Origin of the sequence: Streptomyces sp. NPDC005962 (assembly GCF_040629205.1) — a bacterium.
Lineage (GTDB): Bacteria > Actinomycetota > Actinomycetes > Streptomycetales > Streptomycetaceae > Streptomyces.
In genome coordinates this window covers 62539-85674 of sequence record NZ_JBEXVE010000021.1, presented here as the reverse complement: position 1 = coordinate 85674, position 23136 = coordinate 62539, and the positions used below count along the sequence as shown (strand labels likewise).

Here is a 23136-nt window from a genome sequence, read left to right as displayed (position 1 = left end):
GCATCGGCCCTGCGGCGGCGAACGACCTGATCACAGCGGTGAGGACGTGCGCCCGCCGCGCACCCGTGCGCCTCTGTCCGCCACCCCCGGCTTCGCCGCAACGTGAATCGAGTGCCGTACGAACGTGCGCGGGCCGCCGGAAACGGCGGGGAGAAAGCACACCCATCGGGGGCCAACGGTGAAACTGCTTGCTCTGGGACCCCTCGAACTATGGCATCACGAGCGGCGCCACACGCTCGGTTCGGTGAAAGAGCGCTGTGTGCTCGCCGTGCTGGTCCACGCCCGTGGCGAGCCGGTCGCCGCGGACACGCTGATGGAACGGGTCTGGGACGGTGAGCCGCCGCCGACCGGCCTGGACACGCTGCAGAGCTATCTGTCCCGGATACGCGGACGGCTCGGCCAGGCGGTCGGGGACCGGGCCGGGGTCGAGCGGCCGTCGCCGCGGCTGTACCGGCTGCGGGTCGCCCCGGAGGACATCGATCTGCTGTGCTTCCAGCGACTGCGCGACGAGGCGGGCGCGGCGGGCTCACGCGGCGAGCGGGAACGGGCCGTGGGGCTGCTGCGGGCCGCCGAGGAGCTGTGGCGGGGTGAGCCGCTGACGGAGTTCACCGGGGCCTGGGCGGCGGCGGCCCGCACCCGGCTGGTCGAGGACCACCGGCGGGTGCGGGAGCAACGGATCAGGATGCAGCTGGAGTTGGGGCTGCACGCGGATCTCATCGGCGAGCTGGGCGAGCTGGCCGCGCAGAACCCGTACGCGCAGAAGGTGATCGCCTCCCTGATGCTGGCGCTCTACCGCTGCGGACGGGACGACGAGGCGCTCACCGTCTACCGGAACACCCGGCAGCTGCTGCGGGAAGAGCAAGGCATGGAACCCGGGGCGGAACTGCGCGAACTGCATCAGCGCATCCTCGATCAGGACCGTGCGCTGATGGACACCGACCGTCCGGCAGCGCCCCCGATGGCATCCCACGCGGTGTCCCCAGTGGTGCGCGAGCCCCGCAACACCCTTCCGCGCGACGTCCGGGAGTTCACCGGGCGGACGAGCGAACTCCGCATCCTGCTGGCCGCCTGTGCCGCCACCACGGCCGCCGGGGACGAGGGGCACACCGGGGACGAGGGGGACGGCGGCGGGCTGCCCCTCACCGTCATCCACGGCATGCCCGGCGTCGGCAAGACCGCGCTCGCCATCCGCGCCGCGAACGGGCTGTGCGGCGCGTATCCGTCCGGGCAGTTCTACGTGGACCTCCACGCCTACGGCGGACAGCAGCCCTGCGACCCTTCCGAAGCCCTCGCGGCCCTGTTACAGGCGTCCGGCGCGCCCGGACCACTCCCCGACTCGCTCGACGAACGCACCGCTCGGTGGCGGGCCTGGACCGCCCGCCACCGGGTGCTCGTCATCCTCGACAACGCCCGGGACGCCGCCCAGGTCGGCTCGCTGCTGCCGGGCTCCTCCGGCTGCCGTGCGATCGTCACCAGCCGCAACCGGCTGGTCGGGCTGAACGGCGCCGCCTCGCTCCATCTGGACGTCCTCTCCGAAGCGGAGGCCATCGCGCTCTTCACCCGGATCGCGGGCCCCGCCCGGCTGGCGCCCTCGCCCGCCGCGTCCTCCGAATCCGCAGAGTCCTCCGCGTCCGACGCCGAAGCGCTGCGGCAGGTGGTGGCCGCGTGCGGCTGCCACCCCCTGGCCGTCCAGCTGCTGGCCAGCCGCTTCCGGCACCGGGACACCTGGGATCTGCGCCACCTCCTCGACCGGCTGGCGGAGGCCGCCGACCCGCTGGAGGAGTTCGACCCCGCGGTGGCGTCGGCCTTCCAGCTCTCGTACGCCGAACTCAGCGCCCCCGCACAGCGCTTGTTCCGCAGGCTCGCCCTGCACACCGGCCCCGACATCACCCTCCGCGCCGCCACCGCGCTCGCCGGATCGGCCCCCGCGCGGCTGCGGCGGGTGGTCGAAGAGCTGCTGGACAGCCATCTGCTGGAGGAACCCGTACACGACCGCTACCGGTTCCATGACCTCGGCCGCGCGTTCGGCCTCCAGATCTGTGCCCGGGAGGAGCCCGAACCCGCCCGCCACGAGGCCGTCGAGCGGCTGCTCGGCTACCACCTCACCGCCGCGCACCGCGCCGACCGCCTCGTCCATCCGCAGCGGCGGCCACCGCCGCCCGGGCCGCCGCAGGACTCCCCGTACGCGCCCGAGTTCGCCGACGCCGACGAGGCGTCGGTGTGGCTCACCCTGGAACGCGCCAACCTGCTGGCCGCGGCCCGCAGCGCGCCCGGCCGGTCCCCGTCGTACGCGGCCCTCTTCCCGCATGTCCTGGCGGGCGCGCTGAAGACCTGGGGAACCTGGGACATCGCGGCCGAGCTGTACGGCGCCGCGCTGACCGTCCTGCGCGGCCGCGGCGACCGGCCCGCCCTCGCCAGAACACTCGTGGAACGCGCGGAGGTGCTGGCCCAGAAGCGCCACGACGAGTCCCAGCGCTGCGCCACCGAGGCCCTGATCCTCTTCCGTGGCCTCCGCGATCCGCACGGCTGCGCCGACGCCCTCCTCCAGTCCGGGCGCGCCCATCTCGCCGCGGGCCACGGTGACACGGCCCTGCGGGTGCTGGACCGGGCCATCGGACGCTACCGGCAGGTCGGCGACCGCGGCGGGGAGGCGGACTGCCTCAACATCCAGGGCGCGGCGCTGCACATCGCGGGCCGGTACGGCGAAGCGCTGGAGCGGGTACGGGCCATGCTCGGCGTCCACGAAGCGCTCGGCAACCTCCGTGGGCAGGCCAAGGCCCTCAACAACCTCGGCGAGCTCGACTGCCTGCGGGGCCGCTACGAGGACGCCCGCGCCCACTACGAACGCTCCCTCGCCCTGGTCCGGCAGTTCGGCGGCCGTCAGGAGCTGGCCATCCTCGACACCAACCTCGGCGCCGTCCACCAGGCCACCGGGAACACCGACCGGGCGCTGAGGTGTTTCCGGCGCGCCCTCGAGAGCCACCGGGCGGGCGGGGACACCCTCGGCGAGGCGAACGTGCTGATCAGCATGGGGACCGCATACGCCGAAAGCGGCGACACGGACGAGGCGCTGCGCCACTTCGCCCGGGCGGAGCGGGCCGCCCGCAGCATCGACAACGCGTACGAGCGGCAGCGCGCGCTCATCGGCACGGCCGACGCACACCACCGCTCGGGCCGCCTCGCCACCGCCACCGAGATCTACCGGCAGGCGCTGGACCTGGCCCAGGGCATCGGTTTCCCGCTCGGCTGCGCCCACGCCCTCGCGGGGCTGGCCCGTACGGCGCTGTCCGCCGCCGACCGGGAGAGCGCACACCACCATGGGGCGCAGGCGGTGGCCCTGTACGAGCGTCTGGGAGCGGGGGTGGAGGCGGAGCGGCTGCGGTGTCTTCTCGACGGGCCACTGACGCCACCGGGCGCCTGACGTAACGTCAAGCGCCCGGGGCGGATGGTGCGGGTCGTCTGTCAGGCCGCCACCTGACGCATCATCCACATCCACTGATCCGATCCGACGACCGCCGTCAGGCTCAGCACGAGTACGGCCACGGTGGCCATGACGACGTTCCTTGCGCAACTGCTCACAACGCCCCTAGGGGAGAAAGAAGTTGATGGGTAGTCACCTTGATGATCGCCAAGGCGGTGGCAAAGGTATACACCCAATCGCAGCAGCGAAGAAACGTGTTTGCATATGCCCCGTCAGATTTTCTTACGCCAGACCATGGCGACGGACACCGGGTGGTGGCGGAAGCGCTCCCACTTCGGCTTCACGGCCAGCCACCGGTCGTCCACCACACCCTCCCGCATCTCGGCGAGTGTCCAGCCCGCGCCCAGCCCCGCCGCGATGTGTTCGCTGAGCAAATGGACATGGGTGCTGATGGCGACCGACTCACCGGTGTCGCTGGTGAAGTGGGTCGGCATGCCCGTGGTCATGATGAAGTGCGGGTGGAAGGCCACCACGACACAGGCCGCGCCGGGCTCGGCGAGCCGCCACGCCTCGTCGTAGAACGGGCCCATCTCGGGCAGGTGTTCGTCGATGAGCGAGGCGATGACCAGGTCGTACGCGCCCGCCTCCAGCCCGGTGGCGCGGACGTCGCCCTCGGTAAGGCTGTCGTGGACGCCGCGCCCGCGGGCGCGGTCGAGCATTTCCGGGGTGAGGTCGACACCGTCGATCGTGGCGGCCACCCCGCTCCCCCGCAGCCAGGCGGCGGTCCGGCCGGTGCCGCAGCCGAGGTCGGCGACGCGGCGGACGGAGGACCAGCGGGGGTCGGTGAGTTCGTCGAGGAGGGCGAGGTCCATCACGTCCTCGACGGTCTGCTCGTACGTGCCGACCCACTGCCCGTAGCCCGTGGCGACGTCCACCATCCGGTACCCGCGCGTATCGAAGTCCGAGAAGTTCCCCATGCGCCGCAGTATCGACGACCACCAGGACGCGGCGCGACGCGTTTTACGCCGGGGGCGCGCCGTCCCGTGTGGCGCCGTCCTCGGCGGCGTTCACCTCGGGGTGCCTGACCTCGGGGTGCTCGGGCTCGGGGCGCTCGGGCTCGGGGGCCTCGGTCCGCTTCGGCTCGCGCTCCGCGCCGGGCTCGGGAGCCGCGTGACGGTCGCGTTTGGCGTGCAGCCGACTCCGTATGTCCGCATGGGGCAGGAACTGGGCCCAGCGCTCGGGGAACTCCGACGGGGGGCTGATCTCGGCCGCTCCGTCGTCGGCCGTGCGCTGGTCCCTGGCGCGCTCCCGAGCGGCCTGTTCCCGGGTCCAGGCCGCCCGCTGGGCGCGGCCTGCGGCGGTGGCCACCGAGGGCCACACCCGGTCGATCGCGGCGTTGACGGCCGCGCCGACGAGCACCGCGAAGGCGGACACGCCGATCCACAGCAGGACGGCGACGGGCGCAGCCAGCGATCCGTAGATCGTCGGACCCTCCACCGTGTGGATGAGGTAGATCCGCAGCAGGAAGCTGCCGACCACCCACATGGTGAGCGCCACGAGCGCCCCCGGGATGTCCTCCCGCCACACCGAGCGCACCGGCACCGACACGTGGTAGAGCGTGGTGAGGAAGGCGACGGACAGCAGGATCACGGTGGGCCAGTACAGGAACCGGACGAGGGTGGCACTGGACGGCACGAGGTCCACGAGGGTCTCCGGGCCGATGACCATCAGCGGCAGCGCGACCGCCCCGATGACGAGGGCCACCAGGTAGAGGTTGAAGGCGAGCAGCCGGGTCCGGACGATCCCGCGGCGGCCCTCCAGCCCGTACATGATGGTGATGGTGTCCACGAACACGTTCACCGCGCGGGAGCCGGACCACAGCGCGATGCCGAAGCCGAGCGAGATCACGTCGGGGCGGCCGCCCTCTATGACGTCGTCCAGGAGCGGCCGGGCGATCTCCTTGACGCCCTTGTCGGAGAGCACGGTGCCCGAGGCGTCGAGGATGTTCTGCCGGATGGTGGCCACGGTGTCGGTGGCGGTCCACGCGTCGAAGTAGCCGAGCAGCCCGATGAGGCCGAGCAGCAGCGGCGGCAGCGACAGCAGGGTGAAGAAGGCGGCCTCGGCGGCCAGCCCGGTGACCCGGTACTCCATGCAGGAGTTGACGGTGTCCTTGAGAAGCAGCCAGGCCATCCTGCGCTTGGACACGTTGCGGTACATGGCACGGGCCTTGTTCAGCCGCCCGGACGGCTTCGGGATGTCTTCTGCTGGCTGCACGTCCCAACCGTATCCGGCGCCTCCGCCTCGCCCGACACGGTCCACCGGCGCAGACGGCCGGAACGCGTCGGCGGAGCGACGGCGAAAGCGTCGGAGGAAGCGTCGGCGGAGGGGACGCCGCGCCGACTCGGCACCGCCCTCCGCCCGCTGCGGACACTGTCCGCGCCCGGTGCGCGGGGCGGCAAAGGTTGCGTCGCGTTGCACGTCGCGCCGCGCAGCGACCGAGCCCAGACCCACGCCGAGGCCCGCACCCGGGCCGTTCTACCTGTCACGGCGGAATCCATGGTTGGCTTTCCCCATGACCATCGACGTGACCACCTGGTCCCTGGAGCAGACCTCGGCCGCGGACCTCGGTCCGGCGCGGGAGCCCGGGGCTGGGGCGGGGGTGCGGATCGTCCGCGCCGAGGTGCCGAGCCCGGCGTTCAGCCGCTTCCTCTACACGGCGGTCGGCTCGGACAACGCCTGGACCGACCGGCTGGAGTGGTCGCACGAGCGGTGGCTGGAGTTCCTGGACCGGCCAGGGTCGGAGACGTGGGTCGCGTACGAGCGCGGCACCCCGGCCGGGTACATCGAGCTGGACCCGCAGGACGCGGGCGTCGTGGAGATCACGTACTTCGGGCTGCTGCCCGCCTTCCGCGGCCGCCGCATCGGCGGGCACCTGCTGACCTGGGGTACCCGCCGCGCCTGGGATCTGGCCGACCGCTGGCCCGGCAGGCCGCCGACCAAGCGGGTGTGGGTGCACACGTGCAGCAAGGACGGGCCGTACGCGCTCGACAACTACCGCGGCCGGGGATTCCGGGTCTTCGACGTCAAGACCGAGGCAGAAGGGTGACCAACCCCACACCGTCCCACAGAACGAGACAGAGACGTCCGAATACTGGACAAAGGTGGACTCGCCGAAGATGGCCGTGCCACGCTTCCCTCATGTCTCGCGCTGGAATTGCCTTGGTGAGTCGACGCCACGTCGACCTCGGCCGCATGTCCAGCGCGATTTGTCCGGCGAGCTGACGCACTCAGCAGGGCCCTTACCGGCCCCCGGACAGCCTCCCGCACCTCCCGCCGCCCCCGATGACGTGGGCGAGCGCGCACGCCTCGACACCTCCCCGTCGTAGTCCACCCGCACCGGTACCCGCCGCAGCGCCGTGCCCGCCTGCGCCCCTGCGCAGGTCAGAGCGTGCGCGCGAGACCATCCGCCGCACCGAGCCGCTCAGAAGGACACACACCGCCATGCCCGCCACACCGGAACGCGCAGCAGCCACGCCCCGCCGTAAGGCCGGACGCCATCGCGGCGAAGGCCAGTGGGCCGCGGGTCACTTCACCCCGCTCAACGGCAACGAGCAGACCAAGAAGGACGACGACGGTCTCAATGTGCGGACACGCATTGAGACGATCTACGCCCACCGTGGCTTCGACTCCATCGACGGTGCGGACCTGCGCGGCCGGATGCGCTGGTGGGGTCTGTACACCCAGCGCAAGCCCGGGATCGACGGCGGCAAGACCGCCATCCTGGAGCCGGAGGAGCTGGACGACGAGCACTTCATGATGCGCGTCCGGATCGACGGCGGCCGGCTGACCACCGAGCAGCTGCGGGTCGTCGGCGAGATCTCGGAGGAGTTCGCGCGCGGCACGGCCGACATCACCGACCGGCAGAACGTCCAGTACCACTGGATTCGGATCGAGGACGTCCCCGAGATCTGGAAGCGGCTGGAAGCCGTCGGCCTGTCCACCACCGAGGCCTGCGGCGACACCCCCCGCGTGATCGTCGGCTCCCCGGTCGCCGGGATCGCCGAGGACGAGATCATCGACGGCACCTCCGCCATCGACGAGATCCACCGGCGCTACATCGGCAGCAAGGAGTTCTCCAACCTGCCGCGCAAGTTCAAGACCGCGGTCTCCGGCTCCCCGGTGCTCGACGTCGTGCACGAGATCAACGACGTCGCGTTCGTCGGCGTAAACCACCCCGAGCACGGCCCCGGCTTCGACCTGTGGGTCGGCGGCGGGCTGTCCACCAACCCCAAGATCGGCGTCCGGCTCGGCGCCTGGGTGCCGCTGGAGGACGTCCCGGAGGTCTGGGCGGGCGTCATCTCGATCTTCCGCGACTACGGCTACCGGCGGCTGCGCACCCGCGCCCGGCTGAAGTTCCTGGTCGCCGACTGGGGCCCGGAGAAGTTCCGCCAGGTGCTGGAGGACGAGTACCTCAAGCGCCCGCTGTCCGACGGCCCGCCGCCCGCGGAGCCCGTCCAGCAGTGGCGCGACCACATCGGGGTCCACCGCCAGCAGGACGGCCGCTTCTACGTCGGCTTCGCCCCGCGCGTCGGCCGGGTGGACGGCAAGACCCTCACCAAGATCGCCGACCTGGCCGAGGCCCATGGCTCCGGGCGGCTGACCACCACCGTCGAGCAGAAGATGATCGTGCTCGATGTGGCGGAGGACCAGGTCGAGTCGCTGGTCTCCGGGCTGAAGGCGCTGGACCTCCAGGTCAAGCCGTCCACGTTCCGGCGCGGCACGATGGCCTGCACCGGCATCGAGTTCTGCAAGCTCGCGATCGTCGAGACCAAGGCGCGCGGCTCCTGGCTCATCGACGAGCTGGAGCGCCGTCTGCCCGAGTTCGACGAGCCGCTCACCATCAACCTCAACGGCTGCCCGAACGCCTGCGCCCGCATCCAGGTCGCGGACATCGGTCTCAAGGGCCAGCTGGTCATGGACGACAACGGCGAGCAGGTCGAGGGCTACCAGGTGCACCTGGGCGGCGCGCTCGGCCTGGACCCGGGCTTCGGCCGCAAGGTGCGCGGCCTGAAGGTCACCGCCGCGGAACTCCCGGACTACATCGAGCGTGTGCTGCGCCACTTCGAGGAGGAGCGCGAGGACGGCGAGCGGTTCGCCACCTGGGCGGGCCGGGCCAGTGAGGATGCCCTCAAATGAGCGAGCGCGCGGCGCCGTTCTACTGCCCCTATTGCGGGGACGAGGACCTGCGGCCCTCCGAGGAGGAGGGGCCCCGCGGGCAAGGGGCGGCCTGGGAATGCGCGTCCTGCAATCGGGCGTTCCGACTGGCGTTCCTCGGGCTGTTGGCCAAGGGCCTGCGGCGCGATCCAGCCGAAGAAGGGGGTACAGCGAAATGACCCAGCTTCAGCAGCACACCGACCTCGAAGCGCTCGCCACACAGGCGGGCCGCGATCTTGAGGACGCCCCGGCGCTCGACATCCTGCGCTGGGCGGCCGACACGTTCGGGCCGCGGTTCTGCGTCACCTCCTCGATGGAGGACGCGGTGGTGGCCCATCTCGCCTCCCGTGTGTTCCCCGGTGTCGATGTGGTGTTCCTCGACACCGGCTACCACTTCCCGGAGACCATCGGCACCCGTGACGCGGTGGCGGCCGTGATGGACGTCAACGTCATCAGTCTCACCCCGCGCCAGACGGTGGCCGAGCAGGACGCCGAGCACGGGCCGAAGCTGCACGACCGCGACCCCGACCTGTGCTGCGCCCTGCGCAAGGTGCGGCCGCTGGAGGAGGGGCTGAAGGCGTACGACGCGTGGGCCACCGGGCTGCGCCGCGACGAGTCCCCGACCCGCGCCGGCACACCGGTGGTGAGCTGGGACGACCGGCGGCAGAAGGTGAAGATCGCGCCCATCGCGCGCTGGACTCAGGCTGACGTGGACACGTACGTCGCCGAACAGGGTGTACTGACCAACCCCCTGCTCATGGACGGATATCCTTCCGTCGGCTGCGCGCCCTGCACCCGTCGGGTGCTGGAGGGCGAGGACGCCCGGTCGGGCCGCTGGGCGGGGAGCAACAAGACGGAATGCGGACTGCACGGCTGATGGCTGTCGACCAGGAGAACGAGATGAGCGCGCCGATACACACCGGGGCCACCGTGTGGCTGACCGGTCTGCCGAGCGCCGGAAAGACGACGATCGCGTACGCGCTCGCGGAGCGGCTGAGCGGCGAGGGCCACCGGGTGGAGGTGCTGGACGGCGACGAGATTCGCGAGTTCCTCTCCGCCGGGCTGGGCTTCTCCCGCGAGGACCGGCACACCAATGTGCAGCGGATCGGCTTCGTGGCCGAGCTGCTGGCCTCCAACGGGGTCAAGGTGCTGGTGCCGGTGATCGCGCCGTTCGCGGACAGCCGTGAGGCGGTGCGCAAGCGCCACCAGAGCGAGGGCACCGCGTATCTGGAGGTGCACGTCGCCACGCCGGTCGAGGTGTGCTCCGAGCGCGACGTCAAGGGGCTGTACGCGAAGCAGGCGGCGGGCGAGATCAAGGGGCTGACCGGGGTGGACGACCCGTACGAGACCCCGGCCGACCCGGATCTGCGCATCGAGACCCATGAGCAGGGCGTGCAGGAGTCGGCGGCGGCACTTCGGGCGCTTCTGAACGAGAGGGGACTGGCATGACGACCGTGACTCCCATCAACGGGGCGGGGACCGGTCCGGACGAGGGCGACCTCTACGCGCTCTCGCATCTGGACGCACTGGAATCCGAGGCGGTGCACATCTTCCGCGAGGTGGCGGGCGAGTTCGAGCGGCCGGTGATCCTGTTCTCCGGCGGCAAGGACTCCATCGTCATGCTGCACGTGGCGCTGAAGGCTTTTCAGCCCGCGTCGGTGCCGTTCTCGCTGCTGCACGTGGACACCGGGCACAACTTCCCGGAGGTCATCGAGTACCGCGACCGCACCGTCGCCGAGCACGGGCTGCGCCTCCACGTGGCGTCGGTGCAGGAGTTCATCGACGACGGGCGGCTGCGGGAGCGCCCGGACGGCACCCGCAACCCGCTGCAGACCGTGCCGCTGCTGGACGCCATCGAGAAGGGCCGTTTCGACGCGGTCTTCGGCGGCGGCCGCCGGGACGAGGAGAAGGCGCGCGCCAAGGAGCGGGTGTTCTCGCTGCGGGACGAGTTCGGCGGCTGGGACCCGCGCCGTCAGCGCCCCGAGCTGTGGCAGCTGTACAACGGCCGGCACTCCGCCGGTGAGCACGTCCGCGTGTTCCCGCTGTCCAACTGGACCGAGCTGGACGTGTGGCAGTACATCGAACGCGAGAAGATCGACCTTCCGCAGATCTACTACGCGCATGAGCGCGAGGTGTTCCAGCGCGCCGGTATGTGGCTGGCCCCCGGTGAGTGGGGCGGTCCGAAGGACGACGAGACGGTGGAGCTGCGCCAGGTGCGCTACCGCACCGTGGGCGACATGTCCTGCACCGGTGCCGTGGAGTCGGACGCGGTCACGATCGAGCAGGTCATCGACGAGATCGCCGCCTCCCGGCTGACCGAGCGGGGCGCGACGCGCGCCGACGACAAGCTGTCGGAGGCCGCGATGGAGGACCGGAAGCGCGAGGGGTACTTCTAGCCATGACGAGCAATCTCAGTGCCGAGGAACAGGCCGTGGTGACCGCGGTGGAGCAGTCCGCGGCCTCCTCCCAGCTGCGCTTCGCCACCGCCGGTTCGGTGGACGACGGCAAGTCGACCCTGGTCGGGCGGCTGCTGCACGACTCGAAGTCGGTCCTGGCCGACCAGCTGGAGGCGGTCGAGCACGCGTCCCGCAGCCGTGGCCAGGAGGCGCCGGACCTGGCGCTGCTGACCGACGGGCTGCGGGCGGAGCGCGAGCAGGGCATCACCATCGATGTCGCGTACCGCTACTTCGCCACCCCGCGGCGGCGGTTCATCCTCGCCGACACCCCGGGCCATGTGCAGTACACCCGCAACATGGTCACCGGCGCCTCCACCGCGGAGCTCGCGGTCGTGCTGGTGGACGCGCGCAACGGTGTGGTGGAGCAGACCCGGCGGCACGCCGCGGTCGCCGCCCTGCTGCGCGTCCCGCATGTCGTCCTGGCCGTCAACAAGATGGACCTGGTGGACTACGCGGAGCCGGTGTTCGCCGCGATAGCCGAGGAGTTCACGACGTACGCGGCCTCGCTGGGCGTCCCCGAGATCACCGCGATCCCGATCTCGGCGCTGGCCGGGGACAACGTGGTGAAGGCGTCCGCGAACATGGACTGGTACGGCGGCCCGACCGTGCTGGAACACCTGGAGACGGTCCCGGTGGGCACCGACCCGTCGCAGGACCCGGCGCGCTTCCCGGTGCAGTACGTGATCCGTCCGCAGAGCGCCGAGCACCCCGACTACCGCGGCTACGCGGGCCAGGTGGCCTCCGGTGTGCTGCGGGTCGGGGACGAGGTGACGGTGCTGCCGTCCGGCCGCACGAGCACGGTCACCGGGATCAACGTGCTGGGCCAGGCCGCCGAGCTGGCCTGGGCGCCGCAGTCGGTGACGGTCCGGCTCGCCGACGACCTCGACATCTCGCGCGGTGACGTGCTCGCCCCGAGCGCGCACGCGCCCGCCCCCACCCAGGATGTCCACGCGACCGCCTGCCATCTGCACGACCGGCCGCTGCGGGTCGGGGACCGGGTGCTGCTCAAGCACACCACCCGGACGGTGAAGGCGATCGTCAAGGACATCCCGTCCCGGCTCACGCTCGCCGATCTCTCCCACCACCCGGCGCCGGGCGAGCTGGCCGCCAACGACATCGGCCGGGTCGTGCTGCGCACATCGGAGCCGCTGGCGCTGGACGCGTACGTGGCGTCGCGCCGCACCGGGTCCTTCCTGCTGATCGACCCGGCGGACGGCACGACGCTGACCGCGGGCATGGCGGGCCACTCGTTCGCCGAGCAGGCGCCGGAGCCCGACGGCGAGGCCACGGGCGACGACGAGGGCTGGGACTTCTGACGATGGCCGGTGAGGTGTTCTCGACGTTCGCGAAAGAGGGCGGCCGCGTGGGCAGCGGCGCCCTGGGCAGTGGCCAGGGCGGAGTCGGGCGATGTGTGCGCTGACGCGCGTCCTCGCCGCTCTGCCGTCCCACCCCCTACGAAGATCGTCTGAACTGCCGGGCGTCCCATGACATCGGGCCGCCCGGCCCTCCGAGAGGAACACCTCCCGTGTCGTCTGCCACTTCCGGCGTCATAGCGCCCTCGCGCCGCCGCCGTAACACCCGCCTGCTGGCCGCCTCGGCCGTCCTCCCGCTGCTGATCGGCTCGCTCGGCGCCTGCGGCTACGGCTCGAAGAAGACCGACGACGCACCGAAGGTGGCGGCGAAGGGCAAGAAGCTCGACGGTCTCGACGATGTGAAGGTCGGCTACTTCGCCAACGTCACCCACGCCACCCCGATGGTCGACCGCCAGGAAGGTCTGATCCAGAAGGAGCTGGGCGGCACGAAGGTCAAGCCGTTCATCTTCAACGCGGGCCCCTCCGAGATCGAGGCGCTCAACGCGAAGTCCATCGACATCGGCTGGATCGGCCCCTCCCCCGCCATCAACGGCTACACCAAGTCCGGCGGCCAGAACCTCAAGATCATCTCGGGTTCGACCTCCGGTGGCGTCTCGCTCGTGGTCAACCCGGACAAGATCAAGTCCGTGAAGGACCTCAAGGGCAAGACCATCGCCACGCCGCAGAAGGGCAACACGCAGGACGTGGCCCTCCTCAACTACCTTGCGGAGAAGGGCTACAAGGTCGACCCGCAGACCGGCAAGGGCGACGTGTCCGTGCTCCGGCAGGACAACAAGGAGATCCCGACCACCTTCAAGACCGGTGGTATCGACGGCGCGTGGGTGCCCGAGCCGACCGCGTCCAAGATCGTCTCCGAGGGCGGCAAGGTGCTGCTGGACGAGAAGAAGCTGTGGAAGGACGGCAAGTTCGTCATCACGAACATGATCGTCTCCCAGAAGTTCCTCAAGGAGCACCCGAAGGTCGTCGAGGCCGTGCTGCGCGGCTCGGTGAAGACCAACGCCTGGATCAAGTCCCACCCGGACAAGGCCGCCCAGGACATCAACGCCTCGCTGAAGCAGATCAGCGGCAGCGATCTGCCCGCCAAGGTGCTCGACCCGGCGTTCAAGAACATCGACGTCACCAACGACCCGCTGGCCTCGACGCTCCAGGACGAGGCGCAGCACGCGGTCAAGGCAGGTCTGCTGGAGAACCCCCGCCTCAAGGGCATCTACGACCTCACGCTGCTCAACAAGGTGCTCAAGGCCCAGGGCGAGCCGGTGGTCGACTCGGCCGGGCTCGGCAGCAAGTAGGGCCCCGGTGCCTTGGATGACCCCGTCAGCAAACGCAGTCCTCAGGAGGTGACGGCCATGACCGCTACGCTCACCCAGAAGCCCGTCGAGAAGAATGGCACGGGTACCCATGCCGCCCGCTTCGACCACGTGTCGAAGTCGTTCGGCCGCCCCGGCGCGCAGCAGCTGGTGCTGGACGACATCACGCTCGATGTCGCACCAGGAGAGTTCGTCTGCCTCCTGGGGGCCTCGGGGTGTGGCAAGTCCACACTCCTCAACCTCGTCGCCGGTCTCGACAAGCCGACCGGCGGCAGCATCGACGTCCCGGGCGGGCGCCCCGCCCTGATGTTCCAGGAGCACGCGCTCTTCCCGTGGCTCACCGCGGGCAAGAACATCGAACTCGCGCTGCGCATGCGCGGGGTGCCGCGCGCCGAGCGGCGCGACGAGGCCGAACGGCTCCTGGAGCTCGTACGGCTCAAGGGCGCGCACGGCAAGCGGGTGCACGAGCTGTCCGGCGGCATGCGGCAGCGGGTCGCGATGGCCCGCGCGCTGGCGCAGGACAGCAAGCTGCTGCTGATGGACGAGCCGTTCGCCGCGCTCGACGCCATCACCCGCGACGTGCTGCACCACGAGCTGACCCGCATCTGGGCCGAGACGAATGTGTCCGTCCTCTTCGTCACGCACAACGTGCGCGAGGCGGTGCGGCTCGCCCAGCGCGTGGTCCTGATGTCCTCCCGGCCCGGCCGCATCGCCCGCGAGTGGGACGTCGAGATGCCGCAGCCGCGCCGGATCGAGGACGCGGCCGTCGCCGACCTGTCCGTCGAAATCACCGAACAGCTCCGTGGGGAGATCCGCCGACATGGCCAGCACTGAGGCTCAGCAGAACGCCTCCGTAAAGACCCCGGCCGACGCCGAACCGGCCCCCGACCAGCTGGCGGGGCTCGAAGCGGGCCTGGACGCCCTGGAGACCCGGACCAAGGACCGGGTGCCGGTCGGCCGGGTGCTGCTCGACAAGGTGCTGCCGCCGGTCGTCGCCATCGCGATCGTGCTGGCGCTGTGGCAGGCTGCCTACGTCCTGGAGCTGAAGCCGCACTACCAGCTGCCCAGCCCGGCCGACGTCGGCCACTCGCTCCAGGAGAAGTGGCTGGACGGCACGCTCCTGGGCTACGTGTGGCACAGCATCTCGCGTGGCGCGCTCGGCTTCGCCGCCTCGCTGGTCATCGGGACGCCGCTCGGCCTGCTGGTGGCGCGGGTGCGGTTCGTACGGGCGGCCATCGGGCCGATCCTGTCCGGGCTTCAGTCGCTTCCGTCGGTCGCCTGGGTGCCGGCCGCGATCATCTGGTTCGGGCTGACCGACTCCACCATCTACGCGGTGGTGCTGCTCGGCGCGGTCCCCTCGATCGCCAACGGCCTGGTCTCCGGCGTCGACCGCATCCCGCCGCTGTACCTCCGGGCGGGCCGTACGATCGGCGCGACCGGCGTCGCGGGCATCCGGCACATCCTGCTCCCGGCCGCGCTGCCCGGCTACATCTCGGGGCTCAAGCAGGGCTGGGCGTTCTCCTGGCGCTCCCTGATGGCCGCCGAGCTCATCGCCACCTCCCCCGACCTGGGCACCGGTCTCGGCCAGCTCCTCGACCAGGCCCGCGTCGACCAGGACATGTCCCTCGTGCTCGCCGCCATCCTGCTCATCCTCATCGTCGGCATCGGCATCGAACTGCTGATCTTCTCGCCGATCGAGCGGCGGGTGCTGCGCAGCCGGGGCCTGCTGGCGAACGCGCGCTGAACGGAACCGTCATGTCTGCCCCGACCCTCCTCATCGTCGCCCACGGCAGCCGCGACCCCCGCCACGCGGCGACCGTCGACGCGCTGTGCGCGCGTGTGCGGTCGCTGCGGCCGGGGCTGCGCGTCGAACCCTCCTTCCTGGAGTTCAACGCACCACGGGTGGGCCAGGTCCTGGACCGGCTCGCCGCGGAGGGGGCGGACGAGGTGATCGCCCTCCCCCTCCTGCTGACCCGCGCCTTCCACGCGAAGACCGACATCCCGGCGGTCCTGCGCGAGGCCACGGCCCACCACCCCCGCCTGACCGTCCGCCGGGCCGATGTCCTGGGTCCCTCCCCGCTCCTCGTCCAGGCCCTGGAACACCGCCTGTACGAGGCCGGGCTGCGCCCCGCCGACCGGCACCGGACCGGCATCGTCCTGGCCTCGGCGGGCTCCACCGACCCGGAGGCGATCGCGGTGATCGCTGAAATCGCGCGGGAGTGGCGGCACACCGGCTGGTGCGCCGTGCGACCCGCGTTCGCCTCCGCTTCCCTCCCCCGCACCGAGGACGCGGTCCGCGCGCTGCGCGCCGAGGGCGTCGAACGGGTGGCCGTGGCCCCGTACGTCATCGCCCCCGGCCGCCTCCCCGACCGCATCGCCCACGGCGCCGAAGCGGCGGGCGCGGACACCCTGGCCGACGTCCTCGGCCCGGCCCCCGAACTGGCCCGCCTCCTGCTGACCCGCTACGACGAGTCCCGGGCGGCCCGGCGGGCCCTGCTGACCGCCTGACACCGCTCCCCGTCAGCGGGCCTCCGCCACCTTGGAGCCGCAGGTCAAGGGGCTGGTGTGACGGTCTACTGGGAGTCTCACGCTGGTCGTGGGCGGCAGTCTGAGCAGTAGATCGCCCGGCAGGGCGGGGAGGTCGTCCTGATCGACGGCACCCTCATCCGCACCCAGCGCCGCACCGGAAGAGCCGACCGGCGCAACTACTCCGGCAAACACCGAAGCCACGGCCTCCACTTCCTCGCCCTGACCGACGAGCGTGGTCGGCTGATCTGGATATCCGCCGCCCGGCCCGGCCGCACCCACGACAACACCGCTGCCCGCCATGACCACATCCTGGCCCACCTGCGCGCCGCCGGCCTCGGGGCGCTGGCGGACCTGGGCTTTCGCGGCCTGGACAACGATGTCCGCGACCCCGTGATCGTCACCGGCTTCACCGCCACCCGCGCCCGCAAACTCACCCCCGGCGAGAAGGACGCCAACCGCGTCCCCGCCATCGGGCGCGCACCGGTCGAGCGTGGCTTCGCCCACCTGAAGAACCGGCGCGTCCTCGCCAAGCTCCGCACCGATCCCGCCCGCGCCACTCAGCTCCTGCGCGCTCTGCTCGTCTTGACGAACCTCGAAGTCAACCGCTGAGCAACACCGCATGGAGCTCCGGGCTATTGTGCGCAGGGAGCGCCAGAGTGATCGTCTGCCCGGCCCGCTCCTGCTTCTTCCGGATGCGGCACCATCTTCGGTAGCCGTTCCGCCCTCTGGCCAAGAGCCCCGGGCGCGGCTTTGACTTGCTGGAACACGGCAACGGTCACGTGAAGGGACATGGACGTGCGCGCACGGGGCATCAACTACGACACAGGGTTCCTCCCAGGGGAAGAACTCTCCCGCAAGAGCTTCACCCCTGAGACGGTCCGGCACGACATGGCGGTGATCTCCAGGGATCTCCAATGTGACGCCGTTCGTATCTCCGGACGAGAGCCAGAACGGTTGAGCATCGCTGCCCGACACGCTGCAGACGCGGGCCTTGAGGTCTGGTTCGCCCCCTTTCCCGTTGACCTTCCCCGCGACCAGTTGCTCCCGTTCTTCGCCGACTGCGCCGCTCGGGCCGAAGCCGTACGAGAGGCTGGCGCCGAAGTGGTGTTCGTCGCTGGCTGCGAGATCAGCGCGTTCTGCGGCGGTTTCCTCCCGGGCGACACCTACGGCGACCGAATGCGGACCATGGCTTCCGCCGACATGGAGTGGTGGTCCTCCCTCGGACCGGTGCAAGAACGACTCAACGACTTTCTCTCCCAGATCGTCGCGACCGTCCGTACGCACTTCGGCGGGCGGGTCACCTACGCCTCGGCTCCCTGGGAGTTCGTCGACTGGGGTGCGTTCGACCTCGTCGGCATCGATGCCTACCGGGCCGCCTACAACGCCGAGAGCTTCCGGGACGAGCTGCGTGAGCACCTCGCCCACGGCAAGCCCGTCGCGGTGACCGAGTACGGAACCTGTGCGTACCAGGGCGCGGGAGAACGTGGCGGCATGGCCTGGCAGGTGCCGCACGGCGCAGTCCCGGACGAAGACGAGCAGGCGCGCTACCTCACCGAATTGCTGGACATCTTCGAGGAAGAAGGCGTGGACACCGCGCTCTGGTTCACCTTCGCCGGTTACAGCAGGCCCGGGGAGCAAGACCTTGGCTCCTACGGCGTCGTCCGGATGCTCGACGAGAGGCGCTGGGAACCGAAGAAGGTATTCCACACGATGGCCGCCAGATACCAACGCAGCTGATGTACCAAGATCTCCAGCCCCTGGCAGCACCCCGCTCTACAGCCCCCGATTATCCGTCAGGCCGGGGTGCGGGCTGACGGATGATCTACTGCACAGACTGCCGCCCCTGACCAGCATGAGCACCCCGAACGACCGTCACACCAGCCCTTTGACCTGCGACTTCAAGTTGGCGGAGGCCCAGTGGTTCGGTCTCGCGTGAGAGCGGGCGCGCGGCCTTTCGTGGGAGCGCGCAGGCTATCGATGCAGGCAGTCCGACATGGATCATGAGCGGGGCAGCGCGCCCCGTTCCGCCTGGGGCCTCAAACGGCCTCGGCATGGGCGAGCGCGGCGCTCCCGGACCGACTGAGCCACACCAGCCTTGCCGTCACGCCGTCCTCACCACCACCGTGCGTGAACCATCGAAGAGCCCGCTCCGGCGAGTTGAGGACCATCTGTCCGGTGCCGTCGGCTGTGGTCACGTGGACGGGGCCCTCGTCGAACGCCATTCCCCACGCCGCGACGCACCCGTCTTTCAGCCCGGGTCGCACCTCGCGTTCCTGGACGACGGCGAAGACTCTGGGCGCGACGGTGAGGACGAGGTCGCAGAGTTCCTTGTCGAAGAGTGCTGTGGTGTCCGGTGTCTCCATGTGGGCCTCCGCGAGGTGTCGGAACCGCCTTTCGACCACGCCAGTGCCGAAGGCAGGGGCGTGGAGGAGGCAGTAGGCTTCGACTGCCGCTCACCACTGTGTGATGAGTGCGTCACACAAAGTACGCCACAAAATTGTGGCAGCCACAACTTTGTGGCGGATATTGGGGGCCGACAGAGCTACACAGCGAACACCTGTCGGGTTACGAGAGGGCGGAGGCGACGGGTACATGGCGGTGAGGAGTCAGCCCACGGCACGCCAGGAGCGACTGGGAACCGAACTTCGCAAGATGCGTGAGGCAGCGGGCTTGACCGCCCGAGAAGCGGCCGAGCGGGTCGGCACGACCTCGGCCCAGATGAGCCACGTTGAAGCGGGACGGACGGGCGTCAGCGAGGAACGGCTGCGCGGGATGGCGACTCATTACGTCTGCCTCGACGGCGCGCTGACCGACGAGTTGGTCGCCATGGCCACGGAACGTGACAAGGGGTGGTGGGAAGAGCACCGGGGAACCCTCGCACACGGAGCCCTGGATCTCGCCGAACTGGAGTATCGATCTCCCCGTTTGCGCACCTTCCAGGGTGTCTACATCCCTGGGCTCCTACAGGTCGAAAGCTACACGCGCGCCCTCATGGCTTACGGGGTTCCCCAGCCGTCTCCACTCCAGTTGGAGGCACTGGTCGCGTTCCGTATGCGACGACAGGAGGTGCTCGACGGCGAATCGCCTCCCGCGTATGAAGCAGTCGTTCATGAAGCCGCTCTGCGGACACTCGTCGCCGACCGGGACGTCGCACGCCAACAGCTCGGCTTCATCCTGGAACAAGGCGAACGACCGGGTGTCACCGTCCGGGTGGTCCCGTTCGACGTAACAGGGTTCGGCGGCGCCGGGACCCCCGTGCTGTACGCAAACGGCCCTGTACCGAGGCTGGACACCGTACACATCGATGTGCCGCACGGCCCTATCCTGCTGGATGCGGAGTCACAGCTCGCGCGGTATCGCGCACTTCTCGACAAGGCCCTGACGTTCGCCCTGTCGGCGAAAAAGTCTCAGGACTTCATCCACACCATCATGCGGCAATTGTGAAGGGCGAGATCATGGAAAAACCGATGACCTGGCGGAAGTCATCGTTCTCCGGGCATGGCGAGACCAACGACTGCGTTGAACTTGCCGCAGCGGACGGTGAGATACGGCTTCGGGAGAGCGACAACCCCGGCGACATCCTCACCACCACCCCGGACCGACTCGGAACCTTCGTACGTGCTGTCAAGGCAGGCGCGCTCGACCACCTCTCACGCTAGCCGCGAGGGCCGGTGCCTATCGGGCGCGGGAGGGCGTCCGGCATCACCGGTTCAGGGCGCCGCGGACCTCCGGTAGTCCACCTCGGCGGGCAGCCGGTGGCCCAGAGCGGTCATCTGAGACGCGACGTCTGCCGGACTGGATGGTGCGCCGCGCGACCCGCGTTCGCCTCGGCCTCTCTCCCCCGCACCGAGGACGCCGCCCGCGAACTGCGCGCCGACGGCGTCGCCCGAGTGACTGTGGCCCCGTACGCCGTCCGCCCCGCTGCCGCTTCTCGTCGGCCGGCGCTGCCCCGGCAGCGCCTTCGGGCCAGGTACTGCTCAGGTGTCCAGGGCGGCGATAGCTCCGGCCAGGCGGTGCAACTGGCGGGCAAGCTGCGTGCGTTCGGCGGGCAGGAACCGGGTGAGGATACGGGCCTGGCGTTCACGCAGCCGCGTGCGTACAGCGGCGAGCTGGTGGGCGCCCTCATCGGTGAGGCCGACCAGGACCCGACGCTCGTCGGTCGCCGAGCGCCGTCGGGTCACGCTGCCCTTGCTCTCCAGTTGTTGGAGCATCCGGGTGGCGGTGGGGACGCTGACGTCGGCCGCGGCGGCCAGCCGCCCGACCGGGAGCTCTCCCGCCGCCGCCAGCGGGTCGAGGAGGGCCAGCTGGGCGAGGGTCAGCCCGGAGCTGGCCTGACCGGCCGCCGAGCGGGCACGGCGCATCGCGTAGAAGAGCGCGTCCGCGGCCTGCGCCAGCTCTTCCACTCCGGCTTCCGATGCAGCGGGTGCGTCCGGCCCGGTGCCCTTGTTCAGTAGGCCATTGCTTCCTTCATCCATGACCGTTAGCTTACTAAATAAGTTTGTTAGCACGCTAACTTTTAGGAGGGCAGAGAAGTGAGTTTCCCGGCACGCATCGACGTCCACCAGCACATCGTTCCGCCGGTCTGGGCGCAGGCCCTGGAATCCCGGGGCCTGGACTCCGGCGGCTGGGCCATCCCGGCCTGGAGCGCGGCGGACGCGATCACGATGATGGACGAGCAGGGCATCGCCACCGGCATCCTCTCCGTCACCGCGCCCGGTGTCCGCCTCGACAACGACGCGGCCGGGGCCCGCGCTCTGGCCCGTGCCGTCAACGAGTACGGAGCGGAGATGGTCAGGGACCACCCCGACCGGATCGGCTCCTTCGCCTCCGTCCCGCTGCCGGACGTGGACGGCGCGCTGGAGGAGACCGCCTACGCACTGGACACCCTGGGTGCCGATGGTGTGGTGCTCATGTCCAACGCCCAGGGCCGCTACCTCGGCGACCCGGACTTCGAGCCGCTCTGGGCCGAGTTGGACCGGCGCGAGGCGATCGTGTTCATCCACCCGGCACAGCCCCCGATGGCACTGCTCCCCGGAACCCCGGCCCCGCTGGCCGACTACATCTTCGACACCACCCGCACCGCCCTGGACATGGTGCTGGGCGGTGTCATGAGCCGGTACCCGAAGGTGAAGGTCATCCTGTCGCACGGCGGCGGCTTCCTGCCCTACGCCGCCTACCGGTTCTCCGGCCTGACCTCGACCGTGGTCGACACCGACCGCAAGGCCGAGGACATCCTCCGCGACCTCAAGCGGTTCTACTTCGACACCGCCCTGTCCGCCAGCCCCAGCGCCCTGCCCTCACTGCTCGCCTTCGCCGAGCCCGGCCACGTCCTCTACGGCAGCGACTGGCCCTTCGCCCCGCAGAACGCCGGCAGCTACTACAACCACTTCCTGGAGACCTACCCCGACTTCACCCCCGGCCAAGCCGAGGCGATCAACCACGCCGGCGCCGAAGCCCTCTTCCCCCGCCTCGCCCGCTGACCACCGCGCGGGCACAGCAGCCGTGGCCACCGGCATCACCGGTTCAGGGCGCCGCGGACCTCCGGATAGTCCACCTCGTCGGGCAGCCGGTAGCCCAGGGCTGTCAGCCGCGACGCGACATCGGCCGGGCTCCGTCCGGTCGGGCTCGCGCTGTGCAGGACATGTTCCAGATGGACGCCGTCCAGGTACGAGCGGTCGACCGTCTCCAGCAGCCGGATGTCCTCCGGGTCCGCGACGGCGGGTCAGCCGCCTCGGACAGCGGGCCCCACGGTTGTCCGAGCTGCGTGCCATGGTGAAGCCGAGAAACACGAGGAGGCGGTGGTGGCGAGCATGAGCGTCCCCGAGATGCGCATCGACGATCACGAGGGCCCCTGGACGGTCGAGGACGTCCTCGCGCTCCCGGAGCACCCGGCACGCGTCCGCTTTGAACTTGTGGACGGCGTCCTCATGATGTCCCCCACTCCCGGCTGGGACCATCAGATCGTGTCTTCGGAACTGCACAGGCAGATCAACGCCACCATGGACCGGTCAGGTGCCCCGTTTCTCTCCGCCGGGGCGGTGAACGTAACGGGCGATTCCCGGTTGTTCATCCCGGACATCGCCGTTGCCGACAGCTCCGCCGTCCCCCGTGGCACCCTGGCCGTGCCGCTGGAGGCGGTGCTGCTGCTGGTGGAGATCGGGTCTCCGTTCAACCAGTCCACCGACCGCATCCTCAATCCGACGCTTTACGCCCAGGCCAAGGTGCCCGCTTTCTGGCGGGTGGAGCTGGAGCCCGAGGTGCGTGTGGTCGTGCATGAGCTGGAGGCCGACACCTACCGCGAAGTCGCCACGGTCACCGGCAAGGAGTCGGTCCAGGTCGCCGATGAATTCACCGTCGACCTGGACGTTGCCGCGCTGCTCGGCAGCCTGGCCGACTGAGTCGGCGACCTCGGCCTTCAGCCCTCGGGATAGAAGACGAAGAGCGTGCAGCCGGTGGTGGTCTGCGGGATGTGCGAGGAGCCCGCCGGGGCGTGGAGGAAGGTGCCCGCGGGGTAGTCGCGGTGGCCGTCGTTGAAGGTGCCGGAGACGACGAAGACCTCCTCGGGGCCGGGTTCGTGGACGTCCAGGCCCTCCCAGGCGCTGCCCGGGTCCATTTCCAGGACGTGCGCCTTCGCACCGTTCTCACCGGTCCACAGCGGGCGCAGCCGGATGCCCGGGAAGAGTTCCTTCACCGGCGCGTCCTCGACCGCCGCCCATGCGTATCCGCTGGTGATGTTCATGCCGCTCAGGCTGGCACGGCGGGGCAACGGGCCCAAGGTGTCAGCCAGTTGCTCCCGGTACCCCGCTGCGCGACCGGCCGCCGCGTCCAGTGGGGTG

Annotated in this window: 23 protein-coding genes and 1 pseudogene; 19 read left to right on the top strand and 5 right to left on the bottom strand. The window is 70.4% G+C overall.

Annotated elements, in window-relative coordinates; translation table 11 throughout:
* Positions 1-244 precede the first annotated feature (244 nt).
* On the top strand, positions 245-3421 hold the full coding sequence (locus tag ABZ370_RS29485; protein ID WP_358626579.1) for a tetratricopeptide repeat protein: 3177 nt from the start codon (positions 245-247) through the stop codon (positions 3419-3421).
* Between the two features lie 272 nt (positions 3422-3693).
* Here ABZ370_RS29485 and ABZ370_RS29480 read toward each other — a convergent pair whose 3' ends face one another.
* Both ABZ370_RS29480 and ABZ370_RS29475 read right to left on the bottom strand, forming a co-directional pair.
* Entirely contained in the window at positions 3694-4398 is a 705-nt protein-coding gene (locus ABZ370_RS29480) for a class I SAM-dependent methyltransferase (protein WP_358626577.1), read from the bottom strand.
* Positions 4399-4441: 43 nt separating this feature from the next.
* Positions 4442-5695 (bottom strand): YihY/virulence factor BrkB family protein, encoded by a 1254-nt coding sequence (locus ABZ370_RS29475; RefSeq protein ID WP_358626575.1) that lies wholly within the window; start codon positions 5693-5695, stop codon positions 4442-4444.
* Positions 5696-5993: 298 nt separating this feature from the next.
* Between ABZ370_RS29475 and ABZ370_RS29470 the strand changes: the two genes are divergently transcribed.
* The 13 genes from ABZ370_RS29470 (at position 5994) to ABZ370_RS29410 (ending at position 18037) form a co-directional block, all read left to right on the top strand.
* Positions 5994-6527: a GNAT family N-acetyltransferase gene (locus ABZ370_RS29470; protein WP_358626573.1), complete on the top strand. Its 534-nt coding sequence runs from the start codon at positions 5994-5996 to the stop codon at positions 6525-6527.
* A gap of 395 nt (positions 6528-6922) precedes the next feature.
* Positions 6923-8617 (top strand): nitrite/sulfite reductase, encoded by a 1695-nt coding sequence (locus ABZ370_RS29465; protein ID WP_358626571.1) that lies wholly within the window; start codon positions 6923-6925, stop codon positions 8615-8617.
* Positions 8614-8814: a hypothetical protein gene (locus ABZ370_RS29460; RefSeq protein ID WP_358626569.1), complete on the top strand. Its 201-nt coding sequence runs from the start codon at positions 8614-8616 to the stop codon at positions 8812-8814. The genes ABZ370_RS29465 and ABZ370_RS29460 overlap by 4 nt, the downstream gene beginning before the upstream one ends.
* Positions 8811-9512 (top strand): phosphoadenylyl-sulfate reductase, encoded by a 702-nt coding sequence (locus tag ABZ370_RS29455; RefSeq protein ID WP_358626567.1) that lies wholly within the window; start codon positions 8811-8813, stop codon positions 9510-9512. The genes ABZ370_RS29460 and ABZ370_RS29455 overlap by 4 nt, the downstream gene beginning before the upstream one ends.
* Positions 9512-10084 (top strand): adenylyl-sulfate kinase, encoded by a 573-nt coding sequence (gene cysC, locus ABZ370_RS29450; RefSeq protein ID WP_358626565.1) that lies wholly within the window; start codon positions 9512-9514, stop codon positions 10082-10084. The genes ABZ370_RS29455 and cysC overlap by 1 nt, the downstream gene beginning before the upstream one ends.
* Positions 10081-11031, top strand: a complete 951-nt coding sequence (gene cysD, locus ABZ370_RS29445; RefSeq protein WP_358626563.1) for a sulfate adenylyltransferase subunit CysD — start codon at positions 10081-10083, stop codon at positions 11029-11031. The genes cysC and cysD overlap by 4 nt, the downstream gene beginning before the upstream one ends.
* Before the next feature lie 2 nt (positions 11032-11033).
* Positions 11034-12407: a GTP-binding protein gene (locus ABZ370_RS29440; RefSeq protein ID WP_358626561.1), complete on the top strand. Its 1374-nt coding sequence runs from the start codon at positions 11034-11036 to the stop codon at positions 12405-12407.
* A 209-nt stretch (positions 12408-12616) separates the two neighbouring features.
* Positions 12617-13753, top strand: a complete 1137-nt coding sequence (locus ABZ370_RS29435; protein ID WP_358626559.1) for an aliphatic sulfonate ABC transporter substrate-binding protein — start codon at positions 12617-12619, stop codon at positions 13751-13753.
* Positions 13754-13810: 57 nt separating this feature from the next.
* A complete protein-coding gene (locus ABZ370_RS29430; RefSeq protein ID WP_358626557.1) occupies positions 13811-14605 on the top strand; it encodes an ABC transporter ATP-binding protein in 795 nt (264 codons plus the stop codon).
* Positions 14592-15515 (top strand): ABC transporter permease, encoded by a 924-nt coding sequence (locus tag ABZ370_RS29425; RefSeq protein ID WP_358626555.1) that lies wholly within the window; start codon positions 14592-14594, stop codon positions 15513-15515. The genes ABZ370_RS29430 and ABZ370_RS29425 overlap by 14 nt, the downstream gene beginning before the upstream one ends.
* A gap of 11 nt (positions 15516-15526) precedes the next feature.
* The gene (locus ABZ370_RS29420) at positions 15527-16279 is read left to right on the top strand and encodes a sirohydrochlorin chelatase (protein ID WP_358626553.1); all 753 of its coding nucleotides are present in this window, start codon (positions 15527-15529) and stop codon (positions 16277-16279) included.
* A gap of 111 nt (positions 16280-16390) precedes the next feature.
* Positions 16391-16909, top strand: a complete 519-nt coding sequence (locus ABZ370_RS29415; protein ID WP_358626706.1) for a transposase family protein — start codon at positions 16391-16393, stop codon at positions 16907-16909.
* A gap of 186 nt (positions 16910-17095) precedes the next feature.
* Positions 17096-18037, top strand: coding sequence for a hypothetical protein (locus ABZ370_RS29410; RefSeq protein WP_358626704.1), 942 nt, complete (start codon positions 17096-17098; stop codon positions 18035-18037).
* A gap of 299 nt (positions 18038-18336) precedes the next feature.
* Here ABZ370_RS29410 and ABZ370_RS29405 read toward each other — a convergent pair whose 3' ends face one another.
* Positions 18337-18663 carry a hypothetical protein gene (locus ABZ370_RS29405; protein WP_358626551.1) on the bottom strand — a complete coding sequence of 109 codons (327 nt, stop codon included), beginning with the start codon at positions 18661-18663 and terminating at the stop codon, positions 18337-18339.
* Between the two features lie 229 nt (positions 18664-18892).
* On the opposite strand from ABZ370_RS29405, the gene ABZ370_RS29400 reads away from it, so the two are divergent.
* From ABZ370_RS29400 to ABZ370_RS29390, 3 genes and pseudogenes are all read left to right on the top strand, one after another.
* Positions 18893-19744: a helix-turn-helix transcriptional regulator gene (locus ABZ370_RS29400; RefSeq protein WP_358626549.1), complete on the top strand. Its 852-nt coding sequence runs from the start codon at positions 18893-18895 to the stop codon at positions 19742-19744.
* Between the two features lie 11 nt (positions 19745-19755).
* The gene (locus ABZ370_RS29395) at positions 19756-19959 is read left to right on the top strand and encodes a DUF397 domain-containing protein (protein ID WP_358626702.1); all 204 of its coding nucleotides are present in this window, start codon (positions 19756-19758) and stop codon (positions 19957-19959) included.
* A gap of 114 nt (positions 19960-20073) precedes the next feature.
* Positions 20074-20220 (top strand): annotated as a pseudogene (locus tag ABZ370_RS29390) (sirohydrochlorin chelatase); the annotation flags it as partial.
* 57 nt (positions 20221-20277) lie between these two features.
* On the opposite strand, the gene ABZ370_RS29385 reads toward ABZ370_RS29390, so the two are convergent.
* The gene (locus ABZ370_RS29385; RefSeq protein ID WP_358626547.1) at positions 20278-20775 is read right to left on the bottom strand and encodes a MarR family transcriptional regulator; all 498 of its coding nucleotides are present in this window, start codon (positions 20773-20775) and stop codon (positions 20278-20280) included.
* Positions 20776-20832: 57 nt separating this feature from the next.
* On the opposite strand from ABZ370_RS29385, the gene ABZ370_RS29380 reads away from it, so the two are divergent.
* Both ABZ370_RS29380 and ABZ370_RS29375 read left to right on the top strand, forming a co-directional pair.
* The gene (locus tag ABZ370_RS29380) at positions 20833-21780 is read left to right on the top strand and encodes an amidohydrolase family protein (RefSeq protein WP_358626545.1); all 948 of its coding nucleotides are present in this window, start codon (positions 20833-20835) and stop codon (positions 21778-21780) included.
* Positions 21781-22110: 330 nt separating this feature from the next.
* Positions 22111-22698 carry a Uma2 family endonuclease gene (locus ABZ370_RS29375; protein WP_358626700.1) on the top strand — a complete coding sequence of 196 codons (588 nt, stop codon included), beginning with the start codon at positions 22111-22113 and terminating at the stop codon, positions 22696-22698.
* Positions 22699-22715: 17 nt separating this feature from the next.
* Here ABZ370_RS29375 and ABZ370_RS29370 read toward each other — a convergent pair whose 3' ends face one another.
* Entirely contained in the window at positions 22716-23039 is a 324-nt protein-coding gene (locus ABZ370_RS29370; protein WP_358626543.1) for a cupin domain-containing protein, read from the bottom strand.
* Between the last annotated feature and the right edge of the window lie 97 nt (positions 23040-23136).